This window comes from Aeromicrobium massiliense JC14 (genome assembly GCF_000312105.1).
Taxonomy (GTDB): domain Bacteria; phylum Actinomycetota; class Actinomycetes; order Propionibacteriales; family Nocardioidaceae; genus Aeromicrobium; species Aeromicrobium massiliense.
In genome coordinates, this window is the sequence record NZ_HE978636.1 from 892,715 (window position 1) to 905,306 (window position 12,592).

12 protein-coding genes and 1 riboswitch are annotated in these 12,592 nt (G+C 73.4%); of the genes, 8 read left to right on the forward strand and 4 right to left on the reverse strand.

All coding sequences use genetic code 11. From position 1 onward, the window contains the following. Window positions 1-99: 99 nt before the first annotated feature. Together HGAM_RS04600 and HGAM_RS04605 are read right to left on the reverse strand one after the other, a co-directional pair. On the reverse strand, window positions 100-3,105 hold the full coding sequence (locus tag HGAM_RS04600) for a (Fe-S)-binding protein (protein ID WP_019144301.1): 3,006 nt from the start codon (window positions 3,103-3,105) through the stop codon (window positions 100-102). A 154-nt stretch (window positions 3,106-3,259) separates the two neighbouring features. Next, window positions 3,260-3,805, reverse strand: coding sequence for an NUDIX hydrolase family protein (locus tag HGAM_RS04605; RefSeq protein ID WP_019144302.1), 546 nt, complete (start codon window positions 3,803-3,805; stop codon window positions 3,260-3,262). Between the two features lie 100 nt (window positions 3,806-3,905). Here HGAM_RS04605 and HGAM_RS04610 point away from each other — a divergent pair, with 100 nt between their 5' ends. Beyond that, window positions 3,906-5,315: an NAD(P)/FAD-dependent oxidoreductase gene (locus HGAM_RS04610; RefSeq protein ID WP_019144303.1), complete on the forward strand. Its 1,410-nt coding sequence runs from the start codon at window positions 3,906-3,908 to the stop codon at window positions 5,313-5,315. Between the two features lie 3 nt (window positions 5,316-5,318). On the opposite strand, the gene HGAM_RS04615 is transcribed toward HGAM_RS04610, so the two are convergent. Next, window positions 5,319-6,044, reverse strand: a complete 726-nt coding sequence (locus tag HGAM_RS04615; RefSeq protein ID WP_019144304.1) for a sulfite exporter TauE/SafE family protein — start codon at window positions 6,042-6,044, stop codon at window positions 5,319-5,321. 56 nt (window positions 6,045-6,100) lie between these two features. On the opposite strand from HGAM_RS04615, the gene HGAM_RS04620 reads away from it, so the two are divergent. The 7 genes from HGAM_RS04620 to HGAM_RS04650 all read left to right on the forward strand — a co-directional run bounded on the left by HGAM_RS04620 (window position 6,101) and on the right by HGAM_RS04650 (window position 11,874). Then, window positions 6,101-6,478 carry an ankyrin repeat domain-containing protein gene (locus tag HGAM_RS04620; RefSeq protein ID WP_019144305.1) on the forward strand — a complete coding sequence of 126 codons (378 nt, stop codon included), beginning with the start codon at window positions 6,101-6,103 and terminating at the stop codon, window positions 6,476-6,478. Between the two features lie 25 nt (window positions 6,479-6,503). Next, a riboswitch (TPP riboswitch) is annotated at window positions 6,504-6,614 on the forward strand. Next, window positions 6,604-7,224, forward strand: a complete 621-nt coding sequence (locus HGAM_RS20860) for an ECF transporter S component (RefSeq protein WP_019144306.1) — start codon at window positions 6,604-6,606, stop codon at window positions 7,222-7,224. It overlaps the preceding riboswitch by 11 nt. 79 nt (window positions 7,225-7,303) lie before the next feature. Beyond that, window positions 7,304-8,614, forward strand: a complete 1,311-nt coding sequence (locus HGAM_RS17725; RefSeq protein ID WP_261794713.1) for an ABC transporter ATP-binding protein — start codon at window positions 7,304-7,306, stop codon at window positions 8,612-8,614. Beyond that, window positions 8,611-9,309, forward strand: a complete 699-nt coding sequence (locus HGAM_RS20540) for an energy-coupling factor transporter transmembrane component T family protein (RefSeq protein ID WP_019144308.1) — start codon at window positions 8,611-8,613, stop codon at window positions 9,307-9,309. Before HGAM_RS17725 ends, HGAM_RS20540 begins: the two co-directional genes overlap by 4 nt. Before the next feature lie 85 nt (window positions 9,310-9,394). Continuing rightward, window positions 9,395-9,853 (forward strand): MaoC family dehydratase, encoded by a 459-nt coding sequence (locus HGAM_RS04640; RefSeq protein WP_019144309.1) that lies wholly within the window; start codon window positions 9,395-9,397, stop codon window positions 9,851-9,853. A gap of 1 nt (window position 9,854) precedes the next feature. Continuing rightward, window positions 9,855-11,075, forward strand: coding sequence for an acyl-CoA dehydrogenase family protein (locus tag HGAM_RS04645; protein WP_019144310.1), 1,221 nt, complete (start codon window positions 9,855-9,857; stop codon window positions 11,073-11,075). Next, on the forward strand, window positions 11,062-11,874 hold the full coding sequence (locus tag HGAM_RS04650; RefSeq protein ID WP_019144311.1) for an SDR family oxidoreductase: 813 nt from the start codon (window positions 11,062-11,064) through the stop codon (window positions 11,872-11,874). Before HGAM_RS04645 ends, HGAM_RS04650 begins: the two co-directional genes overlap by 14 nt. 21 nt (window positions 11,875-11,895) lie before the next feature. On the opposite strand, the gene HGAM_RS04655 is transcribed toward HGAM_RS04650, so the two are convergent. Continuing rightward, a complete protein-coding gene (locus HGAM_RS04655) occupies window positions 11,896-12,585 on the reverse strand; it encodes an NADPH-dependent F420 reductase (RefSeq protein ID WP_019144312.1) in 690 nt (229 codons plus the stop codon). Between the last annotated feature and the right edge of the window lie 7 nt (window positions 12,586-12,592).

The following is a 12,592-nucleotide window of genomic DNA, read 5'->3' on the forward strand; positions in this document are numbered from 1 at the left end:
GGGTGGTGGATGACTCACCGCCCAGCCACGCCGTCGGGGCGCCGCAGGGACGACGAAGGGGCGGGACCGTGATGGTCCCGCCCCTTCGTGCGTCGTGCGTCAGGCCTTCTTCGGCTCGTCCCCGTCCGCGTCGTCCGCGTCGTCGGCGGCCGCGTCGGTGGCCGTCTCCGAGAGGCCGGCACCGCTGGGGTTCGCCTCGCTCAGCGGGGCGACGTCCTCGGCCACGTCCGGGTGGGCCTCGGACTCGACCGGCGTGACCTCGGCGGCGGGCTGCGCCGTCTCGGTCTCGTCGGCGTCGAACGACAGCTCACCCTGCACCGGCTCCTCGGACGGCTCGGCCTCGTCAGCCTTCGCCTCGGGCTCGGGCTCCGCCTCGACAGGCTCAGCGACCGGGGCCGCGTCCGCGACCGGGGCCTCGTCAGCGACCGGATCAGCCTCGTCGGCCTTCGTCTCGGCCTCGGTCAGCGGCTCGGCGGCCTCGTCGGCCGACTCGTCCACGGACGTCTCCGGCTCGGCGGCCTCCGGCGTCGCGTCGGGCTCGGTGCGGGCGGTCTCGGCCTCGTCGGCCTGCTCCACCTCCGCCTCGAGCGTCGGCTCGTCCGCGGCCTTCGCCTCGGCGTCGTCGGGCTCGCGGCCGCTCGCGCTGCCGGACTCGTCGACCTCGACGTTGTGCTCGGCCGCGACCTGCTGAGCCTCGGCACCGGCGCCGCTCTCGTCGGTGGCCGGCTCGTCGAGCTCCTCGGCCACCTCCTCGGCGTCGTCGGCCTCGGTCACGCCGGTCGTGGGCTCGCCGCCCTCGGCCTGCTCCTTCGCCGCCTCGGCGCCGACGCCCACCTCCTCGGGCTTCTCGACCGACTCGGCGTCGTCCTTGGCCTCGGGGCCGTCGGGCGCGGTCGACTCCGACGCGGCCGCGGCGGTGGCCGCCTCCGCCTCGGCGACGACGTCGGCGTCGTCCTCGGCGGTCGGGGTGCGCTTGACCGACGCCAGCAGCATCTGCGCGACGTCGAGAACCTCGACCTCCTCGCGGGCCTCGCCGGCCGCCTGCTTGGCGGTCAGGCCGTCGCTGAGCATGACCCGGCAGAACGGGCAGCCGACCGCGATCTGGTCGGCGCCGGTGGCGACGGCCTCCTCGGTGCGGTTGACGTTGATGCGCGAGCCCAGCGTCTCCTCCATCCACATGCGCGCGCCACCGGCGCCGCAGCAGAAGGACTTCTCGGAGTTGCGCGGCATCTCGGCGTACGTGGCGCCGGGGATGACCTGCAGCAGCTCGCGCGGCGCCTCGTAGACCTGGTTGTGACGGCCCAGGAAGCACGGGTCGTGGTAGGTGATCTTCTTGCCCGCGGCCTCGCCCGACGTGGGCGCCACCGGCGTCAGCTTCTTCTCGCGCACCAGGCGGTTGAGCAGCTGCGTGTGGTGGACGACCTCGAGCTCGACGCCGAACTCCTTGTACTCGTTCTTGAGCGTGTTGAAGCAGTGGGCGCAGGTGGAGACGACCTTCTTGACCTTCGTCTCCTTGAACACCTCGGCGTTCTGCATGGCCAGCTGCATGAACAGCACCTCGTTGCCCGCACGACGGGCCGAGTCGCCCGAGCAGGTCTCGCCGTCGCCCAGGACGGCGAAGGTCACGCCGGCCATGTCGAGCAGCTCGGCGACGGCCTGCGTCGTCTTCTTGGCGCGGTCCTCGTAGGCGCCGGCGCAGCCGACCCAGAACAGCCACTCGACCTCGTCGAGGTCCTCGACGTCCACGCCGACCTGCTTGACCTCGAAGTCGAGGTCCTTCGCCCACGCCATGCGGTCGCGCGGATTCATGTTCCAGGGGTTCCCCTTGCGCTCGAGGCCCTTGAAGATGTTGTTGAGCTCGGCGGGGAAGTTGGACTCGACGAGCACCTGGTAACGGCGCATGTCGTCGATGTGGTCGACGTGCTCGATGTCGACGGGGCACTGCTGGACGCAGGCGCCGCAGTTGGTGCACGACCACAGCACGTCCGGGTCGATGACGCCGAACAGCGACTCGTCGCCGATGAGCGGACGCTCCAGCTCGGCCTTCTCGGCCTCGGTGAGCGTGTCGGCGTCCTTCTCCAGCAGCGGGATCTTGGTGTAGGCGTGCTCGCGCAGGCCCATCATGAGCAGCTTGGGGCTCAGCGGCTTCTCGGTGTTCCAGGCCGGGCACTGGCTCTGGCAGCGGCCGCACTCGGTGCAGGTCGTGAAGTCAAGGATGCCCTTCCAGCTGAAGTCCTCGACCTTGCCGACGCCGAGCTTGCCGAAGTCGTCCTCGTCGAGCTCCTCCATCGCCTCCATGTCGACACGCTTGCCGTTCACGGTCATGGGCTTGAGCGCGCCGAGCGCGGTGGAGCCGTCGGACTCGCGCTTGAACCAGATGTTGAACCAGGCCGTGAAGCGGTGCCAGGCCACGCCCATCGTGATGTTCTTGCTGATCGTGCCGAGCCAGACCATCGCCATGAGGATCTTGGCCGTCGCCAGGGCCAGGATGATGTTCTCGGCCGTGTGGTCGGAGATGTCGCCGTACAGCGAGCCGATGAACCAGGTCATCGGGAAGTGCGCCTTCGTGCCATCGTGCAGCTGGTACTCGGCGCCGCGGATGAACAGGCCGGCCAGGCCCTCGCCGAGGATGATCGCCTCGACGAAGTACGCCTGCCAGAACGTCGAGCCGAAGAAGCGGCTCTTGCGCTCGAGCCGGCGCGGGTGGTTCTTCTGCCGCACGAAGATCAGGTACAGGATGCCGACGACGGTCAGCCACGACAGCAGCTCGGTGGCCCACTCGAACGGGTACCACTCGCCGACGATCCACAGCGTGAAGTGCGGGTCGAAGATCTGGAAGTACGCGGTGGCGACGGCCGAGCTGAGGAAGATGAAGCCGGCGAACACCAGCCAGTGCATGATGCCGATCCACGTCCACTGGAGCATCCGGGTGTGACCCAGGGTCTCCTTGAACATGTTCTTCCAGCGCGCGGCCTTGTTGTCCGTGCGGTCCAGCGCGGGGCCGCCGGCCCCGATCACCTGCCAGAAGCCGCGCAACGCCTGCGCGAACAGCCCGAGCGCGACCGCGGTCGCGACGAGCGAGAGAACGATGGCGGCGACGCGCATGGAGGTCCCCTTCCGGTGGGCCCGACGAGTTGAGCCGAGACTAGTGCGCCGTGACGGGGCTCACCGGGTTAGGCAAGCCACAGTCGGGCACCGAGTTATTACTCAGCGGTAACCATACGTCGCGGGTCCGCGTGACGCCAGAAGGGGGCCGGGGTCAGGCCGGGAGGGTGCCCAGGTGGGTCAGCACCTGGCGCAGGAGGTGGCCGCGGCCGCCCTCCATGTCGTCCAGCACCTCGGGCATGGCGGCCTCCTCCGGCGTGAGCCAGGTGAGCTCCAAGGCGTCCTGGCGCGGGGCGCACTCGCCGGTGACCGGGACGACGTAGACGAGGGCCACCGCGTGCTGGCGCTGGTCGTGCAGCGGGGCGATGCCCGGGAGCGGGAAGTACTCGGCGACCGTGATCGGCGTCGTGCTCAGCGGCAGGAGCGGGAAGGCGGTGGGGCCGAGGTCCTTCTCGAGGTTGCGCAGCAGGGCGCCGCGCAGCGACTCGCCGTGCATGACCCGGCCCGACACCAGCGTGCGGGTCATCGAGCCGGTGGACGAGGCGCGCAGCAGCACGCCGACGTGCTCGACGCGGCCGAAGGAGTCCACGCGCACCGGCACGGCCTCGACGTAGAGGATCGGCACCCGGCCGCGGGTCTCCTCCAGGGCGAACTCGGAGAGCCAACCGGGGTTCGGGTCGGGCGTGCGCACGGACGACATGGCCACATTCTGTCCGAGCGGGGCAACCCCGGCCCGCCGGGCTCCGGCGCGGCGCGTCGCGATCGCGCGCCGAGACCCTCTGAACCGGCACGATGGTCCCGTGAGCAGCACGTACGCGCGGGACGCGAGCGCAGGGCCGGTCAACGGCGGGGTCTCCTTCTGGTGGGAGCAGGTCGGCCTGCCGCCGCAGCGCCCCGGGCTCGACGGCGACCTCGCCTGCGACGTCGCGGTCATCGGCGGCGGACTCACCGGGCTGTGGGCTGCCTACGAGCTCAGCCGGCTCGATCCGGCGCTGGACGTCGTGGTGCTCGAGGCCGAGTTCTGCGGCTACGGCGCGTCCGGGCGCAACGGCGGCTGGTTGTCGGCCGAGCTCGCCGGCAGTCGCGAGACGTACGCCAAGGCGGGCGGTCGCGACGGCGTGCTCGCGCTCGTCCACGCCATGGAGCGCGCGGTCGACGACGTCCTGGCTGTGTGCGCCGACGAGGGCATCGAGGCCGACCAGGTGAAGGACGGCGTGCTCTACGTCGCCCGCAGCGCGGCGCAGGAGGAGCGGCTGCGGGCGTCCCTGGACGCCGAGCGCGCGTGGGGCCTCGGCGACGACCACCGCCGCCTGCTGGACGCCGATGAGCTGGCTGCGCGCGTGCGCGTGGCGGGAGCGCGGGCCGCGGCGTTCAGCCCGCACTGCGCCCGGGTGCAGCCCGCCCGGCTGGTGCAGGGGCTCGCGGCCGCGGTCGAGCGGCGCGGCGTGCGCATCCTCGAGGGCACGCGGGTCACCGACGTGCGGCCGGGGGAGGCGGTCACCGAGCGCGGCACCGTCCGGGCGCGGCACGTGCTGCGCTGCCTGGAGGGGTTCTCCGCCTCGCTGCGCGGCCAGCGCCGCACGTGGCTGCCGATGAACTCGGCGATGATCGCCACCGAGCCGCTGCCCGACGCCGTCTGGGACGAGATCGGGTGGCGCGGGGCCGAGCTGCTCGGCGACGAGGCGCACGCCTACTGCTACGCCCAGCGCACCGCCGACGGCCGCATCGCGCTCGGCGGCCGGGGCGTCCCGTACCGCTTCGGCTCGCGCACGGACGTCGACGGCCAGACCCAGGCCTGGACGATCGAGTCGCTGCGCGGCATCCTGCACGACCTGTTCCCGGCCACCCGCGACGTCCCGCTCGCGCACGCCTGGTGCGGCGTGCTCGGCGTGCCGCGCGACTGGAGCGCGTCCGTGGGCATGGACCCGGCCACGGGCGTGGGCTGGGCCGGCGGCTACGTCGGCAGCGGACTGACCACGACGCACCTGGCCGGCCGGACGCTCGCCGACCTCGTGCTGGGCCGCGACACCGAGCTGACCCGGCTGCCGTGGACGAACCACCGCGTCCGGCGCTGGGAGCCCGAGCCGTTGCGGTGGCTGGGCGTCAAGGCGATGTACGGCCTGTACCGCGAGGCCGACCGGCGCGAGGCGAACGGGCTCGGCCGCACCAGCGCGCTGGCGCGGCTCGGCGACCGCATCACCGGCCGCTGAGGCTCAGGCGAGCGAGCGGACGACCAGGACGACGGCCGACACGGCGCTCACCGCGAGCACCAGCGCACGGAACCGGGCCGCCGGCAGGTGCGGGCGCAGGCGCTCGCCGACGGCCGCGCCGAGGAAGAGCAGTGGCACCATGACCGCGCCCACGGCCAGCTGCTCGGTCGGCAGCTCACCGGCGACCGCGAGCGTGACCAGGCTCAGCGCGCTGCCCACGACGAAGTAGACGGCCAGCGTCGAGCGCACCTGCCGCGCCGGACGGTGCTGGTAGAGCAGCGCCATCGGCGGCCCGCCGATCGCGGACGTCGTCGCGGCGACGCCGCTCACGAACCCGGCCACGCCCAGCGACGTCCGGGTGATCGGCACGGTGATGGCGCGGGCGGTCAGTGCGACGGCGAGCAGCACCACCAGCCCCACGGCGACGCCCAGGTCGCGGGCGCTGACGGTGGCGACGACCCACGCACCGGCGACCGTGCCCAGCACGCGTCCGGGCATCGCCCAGCCGAAGCCGCCCCAGTCGACGTCCCGGCGCTCGCGCGCGAGGGTCAGGAGGGGCAGGGTCATGCCGAGCAGGAGCAGCGAGCCGGGCATCAGCTCGGGCGCGAGCAGCGTGACCACGGGGGCGGCGACCAGGCCGAGGCCCAGCCCGACGACCGACTGCACCAGCGCGCCCAGGGCGACGGATCCGGCGATGACGACCAGGATCCACACGGCGACGTCGGGCACCGAGCCAGCGTCCCACGCGAGCGGCGGACGTCCGGCGCCGACCGTAGGCTCCAGGCATGACCGAGCCCGCTGATCCCCGCGCCGTCGAGCTGGCCTACCAGCTCATCGACCACGCCCGTGCCGGCGAGACCGACGCCGTCGCCGCCTTCCTGGACGCCGGCGCGCCGGTCGACCTCACCGACCCGCAGGGCAACACCCTGCTCATGCTCGCTGCCTACCACGGCCACGGCGAGACGGTCCGGCTGCTCGCCGACCGCGGCGCCGACGTGAACCGGCTCAACGACCGGGGCCAGAGCCCCGTCGCCGGCGCCGTGTTCAAGGGCGAGGACGAGGTCGTCGCCGTGCTGCGCGAGGCGGGTGCCGACCTCGACGCCGGCACGCCCTCGGCGCGCGCCACCGCCGAGATGTTCGGCAAGGGCGACCTGCTGGCCTGACCCGCGGGCCGGGGGCTAGGGTCGAGCCACACGACAGGGGAGCGCCTACGCAGAGGGCGCTGAGAGTGCGGAGAAGCCGCAGACCCTTGAACCTGCTCCGGTTAGTACCGGCGAAGGGAGTCACGATGACGAGCTCTGCAGACACGTCCATCACGGGGTTCTTCGTGCGCTACCGCACGATCGACCTGGTCACCATCGCCACGCTGGGCGTCGCCTTCGGCGTCGTCTACTGGGCCTGGGGGAAGCTCTACGAGCCGATCAGCGCCCTGGCCGTCTTCTCCTACCCGCCGTCGTCGGGCCTGCTCGGCGGCGTGTGGCTGATCGCCGGCGTCGTCGGCGGCCTGGTCGTGCGCAAGCCCGGCGCCGCCCTGGCCACCGAGCTGATCGCCGCGGCGGTCTCGCTGCTCGTGGTCGGCGGCACGCAGTGGGGCTTCAGCACGCTGGCGTCCGGCTTCTTCCAGGGACTCGGCGCCGAGCTCGTGCTCGCGCTGCTGCTCTACCGCCGCTTCGGTCTCGTGGTCGCCGCCTGTGCAGGTGCGCTGGCCGGTGCGTTCGAGTCGCTCTACGAGTGGACGTCCTACTACGCAGACTGGGACCTGCCCTACAAGCTCGCCCACCTCGCCTTCTTCTCGCTCTCGGGCGCCGTGGTCGCGGGTCTCGGCGGCTGGCTGCTGGTGCAGGCGCTCGCCCGCGCCGGGGTGCTGGACGCCTTCGGCCCGGGTCGCGAGCACGCGCGGGAGGTCTGACCTGCGCGGGCGGGTCCGGCTGCACGGCCTGACCTGGCGCCCGCTCGGCCGGCGCGAGCCGACCGTCCGCGGCCTGGACCTGGAGGTCGAGCCCGGGCAGCGCGTCCTGCTGGTCGGCGCGAGCGGGGCGGGCAAGTCCACCGTCCTGCATGCGCTGGTCGGCGCGCTCGGCTCCACCTACGCCGGCGACCTCAACGGACGCGTCGAGGTCGACGGACGCGTCGGGCTGCTGGTGCAGAACCCCGAGGACGCGGTCGTGGCCGCCCAGGTCGGGCGCGACGTCGCGTTCGGGCCGGAGAACCTCGGCCTCGGCCGCGACGAGACCTGGTCGCGGGTCGACGCGGCCCTGGACGCCGTCGGCCTGGACGTGGCGCGCGAGCACCTCACCGTCGCGCTGTCCGGCGGCGAGAAGCAGCGGCTGGCGCTGGCCGGGCAGGTGGCGCTGCGTCCCGACGTCCTGCTCCTCGACGAGCCGACCTCGATGCTGGACGCCGCGAGCGCCGCCCGGGTGCGCGACGCGGTGCTGTCGGTCGCGGCCGGTCGCACCCTCGTGGTCGTCGAGCACCGGCTGGAGCCGTGGCTGCCGCACGTCGACCGCGTCGTGGTGCTCGGCCCCGGGGCGGTGGTCGTCCAGGACACCGACGTCGCCGGGTTCCTGGCCGGGCCGGCGCCGGGGGGCGTCTGGTTCCCCGGCCTGCCCGACCCCGAGCCGGTGGACGTCCCCGAGGCGCTGGTGCGGCCGGAGTCGTCCGTCGAGCACGCGCTCGCGGAGGTCTCGGTCGTGCTGCGCACCCGCTCGCTGCGGGGGACGCAGGAGTCGCGTGCGCTCGACGCCGTGACCCTGGCCGCGCGGCCGGGCGAGGTCACCGCCCTCGTCGGCCCGAGCGGGTCGGGCAAGTCGACCGCCCTCGGGGTGCTCGGCGGCCTGGTGCGCCCGACGTCCGGCACGGTGACTCCTGACCTGGGCCGCGCGAGGTCGCGCGACCTGGCCCGCGTGGTCGGGTGGGTGCCGCAGAACCCCGAGCACGGCTTCGTCACCACGCGGGTGGCCGACGAGGTGGCGCGGACGTCCGAGCGCGTCGGCCGGACGGTCGACGTCGACGCGGTGCTCGACGTGCTCGGCCTGGCGCACCTGCGCGAGGCGAACCCCTACCGGCTCTCCGGCGGCGAGCAGCGCCGGCTCGCACTGGCCGCCGCGCTCGCGCACCGGCCCGGCACCGTCCTGCTCGACGAGCCGACCGTGGGGCAGGACCGCGCCACCTGGGCGGCCGTGGCCGGCTGGGTGCGCGCGGCCGCCGCGACCGGAGCGACCACGGTGCTGTCGACCCACGACGACCTCGCGCCGCGCGACGTCGAGGTGCGGCTCGAGCGCGGGCGGGTGGTCGCGTGACCGGCGCGATCCTGCGGGTCAACCCGCTCGTCCTGCTCGCCGTCGGGCTCGGCTCGCTCCTCGGCTCGTTCGCCGTGCGCGACCTGACCGTGGCCGTCGTCGCGCTCGGCGCGTACGCCCTCGCAGTCGTGGTGACCGTGCCGTCGTGGCGCTACCCGCTGGCCTGCCTCGCCCTGTGCTCGATCGCGGCGCTGTCCCTGGTCTGGTCGACGTGGCGGCTCGGCGGCCATGACGAGGCCGAGGCGCTGACCGCGGGCCTGCGCATCGTGGTGCTGGCCTGGCCCGGCTCGGTCGCCGCGGGCTACATCGATCCGGCCCGGCTCGGCGACCACCTGGCCCAGTCGCTGCGGCTGCCCGGCCGGTTCGTCGCGGCGTTCTCGGCCTCGCTGCAGCGGTTCTGGACGTTCGTCCGCGAATGGCACGAGCTCGAGCGCAGCCGCCGGGCCCGCGGCGTGGGGCCGTCACGCAACCCGCTGGCCAACGGTCGGTACGCGGCCGGTGCGGCGTTCGCGCTGCTCGTCCAGGCGCTGCGCGGGGCGTCCCGCACGTCGGTGGCGATGGACGCGCGGGGCTTCGCCGACGCCCAGCACCGCACCTGGGCCGAGCCGGCCACCTGGACCCGGGCGGACGTCCTCGGCCTGGTCGTCGCCACCGCGCTGGCCCTCGTCGCCCCCGTCACCCTGCTCCTCACGTAGCCGCTTACGGGCTGGCCTGGTCAGTGGCCCGGGTCACGGAGTAGGGTCGCTAAGCAAGCGCTTACCTCCGTCGGGAAGGACCCCCATGACGCGCACGTTCGCGAGCCTCGACGAGTTCCGCACCCACGTGGGCGAGGAGCTCGGCACCAGCGACTGGATCACCGTCACCCAGGAGCAGATCAACACCTTCGCCGACGCCACCGGCGACCACCAGTGGATCCACGTCGACCCGGAGAAGGCGGCGAACGGCCCATTCGGCACGACCATCGCGCACGGCTACCTGACGCTGTCGCTGCTGCCGGTCATGGTCGGCGGCATCTACGAGGTGCAGAACCTCGCGATGGGCGTGAACTACGGCGCCAACAAGATCCGCTTCCCCGAGCCCGTCCCGGTCGACTCGCGCATCCGCGCGACCGCCACCCTCACCGACGTCACCGACATCGCCATCGGCAGCCAGATCACGATGAAGGTCGTGGTCGAGCGCGAGGGCGCGGCCAAGCCGGCGTGCGTCGCCGAGGTCGTCTACGTCTACGCAGGAGCCTGACATGCACTTCGCCCACGACGAGAAGACCACCGAGCTGCTCGAGCGCGTCACCGCGTTCATCGACACCGAGGTCGTCCCGCGCGAGAAGGTCCTGCACGAGCAGGTCGCCGAGAACGTCCGGACCGACTCCTGGGCGCGCCCGGCCGTCGTCGGCGAGCTGCAGGCGCTGGCCAAGCAGCAGGGGCTGTGGAACTTCTTCCTGCCCGGCGAGGAGGGCGCCGGCCTGACGAACCTGCAGTACGCGCCGCTCGCCGAGGCCACCGGACGCTCGATCCAGCTGGCGCCGGCCGCGTTCAACTGCGCCGCGCCCGACACCGGCAACATGGAGGTGCTCGCCCAGTTCGGCACCGACGAGCAGAAGAAGCAGTGGCTCGAGCCGCTGCTCAGCGGTGAGATCCGCTCGGCCTTCGCCATGACCGAGCCGGACGTCGCGTCGTCGGACGCCACCAACATCGCCCTGCGCATCGAGCGCGACGGCGACGAGTACGTCATCAACGGCCGCAAGTGGTGGATCACCGGGGCGATGAACCCGGACTGCCGGATCCTCATCGTGATGGGCAAGACCGACCCGGACGCCGAGCGGCACCGCCAGCAGTCGATGGTGCTCGTCCCGCGCGACACCCCGGGCCTGGAGTTCGTGCGCGGCATGCACGTGTTCGGCTACCAGGACCGCGACCACGGCGGCCACGCCGAGCTGCGGTTCACCGACGTCCGTGTGCCGGTCAGCAACGTCATCGGCGCCGAGGGCGAGGGCTTCGCCATCGCCCAGGCCCGGCTGGGGCCGGGCCGCATCCACCACTGCATGCGCTCGATCGGCCTGGCCGAGCGGGCCGTGGAGCTCATGTGCGAGCGGGCGTCGTCGCGCGTCGCGTTCGGCAAGCCGATCGCCGACCAGGGCGTCGTCCGCGACTGGATCGCCGAGTCGCGGGTCAGGCTGGAGCAGCTGCGCCTGCTCGTGCTCAAGACCGCGTGGCTCATGGACACGGTCGGCAACAAGGGCGCGCACACCGAGATCCAGGCGATCAAGATCGCCACCCCGCAGACCGTGGAGTGGATCCTCGACAAGGCCATCCAGGTGCACGGCGCCGGTGGCCTGGGCCAGGACTTCTGGCTCGCCGAGGCGTTCGCCGGCATCCGCACGCTGCGGTTCGCCGACGGCCCGGACGAGGTGCACAAGAACTCGCTGGCCAAGGCCGAGCTGCGCCGTCATGCGCGTCGCTGACGGCACGAGCGCCGTCGTCACCGGTGCCGCGGGCGGCATCGGGGCGGCCCTCGCGCAGCGGCTGCTGGAGCGGGGCGCGTCGGTCACGCTGAGCGACCTGGACGCCGACCGGCTCACCGCCACGGCGTCCGCGCTCGAGGCCGAGCACCCCGGACGCGTCGCGCACCTGGCCGGCGACGCGGCCGACGAGGCTTGCCTGCGCGAGCTCGTCGCGACGGCCGAGGGCCTGGCCGGGCCGGTCGCGCTGTTCGTGGCCAACGCCGGCATCTTCCGCGGCTTCGGGCTCGAGGCGGACGACGCCGCGTGGCAGTCGTCCTGGGACGTCAACGTCATGGCCCACGTGCGGGCGGCGCGGCTGCTCGTGCCGCAGTGGCTCGAGCGCGGCGAGGGCTGCTTCGCCGTCACGGCGTCCGCCGCCGGTCTGCTCACCCAGCTCGGGCTGCCGACGTACGCGGTCACGAAGCACGCCGCCGTGGGGTTCGCCGAGTGGCTGGCGGCGACCTACGGCGACCGCGGTGTGCAGGTCGCGGCGCTGTGCCCGATGGGCGTGCGTACCCCGCTGGTCGAGCAGGCCGAGGCGACGCTCGACGAGCAGGCCCGGCTGGGCATGCGGTCGGTCACCGAGGCCGGCGCCGTGCTGGAGCCGCTCGAGGTGGCCGACTCGCTGCTCGCGGCGATCGACGAGGGACGCTTCCTGGCCCTGCCGCACGCCGAGGTCGGCACGATGCACGCCCGCAAGGCCGCCGACCCGGACCGCTGGATCGCCGGCATGCAGCGCCTGCGCCGCTCGCTCGACTGAGCGGGGCGCAGGCGCCGGACGTCAGCGCGTGGCCTGCTGCAGGGCCGCGCTGAGCTCGTCGGCCGAGACCGGCTTGGCCGGGGCGGTGCCGCCGGGCTGCACGGTCGACGGGTCGGCGAAGTACGGCACGCCGTACGCCGGGGTGCCCGGCTCGTAGCGCCAGCCCTCCGCGAGCGGCCCGGCGTCCAGGGCGTCGAAGCCGAGCTCGTCGAGCAGCTGGACGACCTCGCCCTTGGCCCGCTCGTCGTCGCCCGCGATCGCCAGCGCCGAGCGCTCGGCGTCGCCCGAGGGGCGCGCCAGCTCGGGGATGTGCGCGAAGGCGATGTTGTTGAACGCCTTCACCACGTGCGAGTCGGGCAGGTGGCGCTGCAGCAGCTCGGCCGAGGTGGCCTCGCCGGAGTCGAGCGCGGCGATCTGCCCGTCGCGCTGCGGGTAGTAGTTGTTGGTGTCGATGACGGTCTTGCCGCGCAGCGGCTCGACCGGGACCGACTCGTAGGCGGCGAGCGGGATGGTCACGACGACGACGTCGCCGGCCTCCGCCGCCTCCTGGGGCGTCGCGGCCCGCGCGCGGTCGCCGAGCTCGGCGACCAGGTCGCCCAGGCTCTCGGGCCCGCGCCGGTTGCTCAGGACGACGTCGTGCCCCGCCTTCACTGCGAGTCGCGCGATCGCGCTGCCGATGTTTCCGCTGCCGATGAGTCCGATGGTGGTCATACCTAGG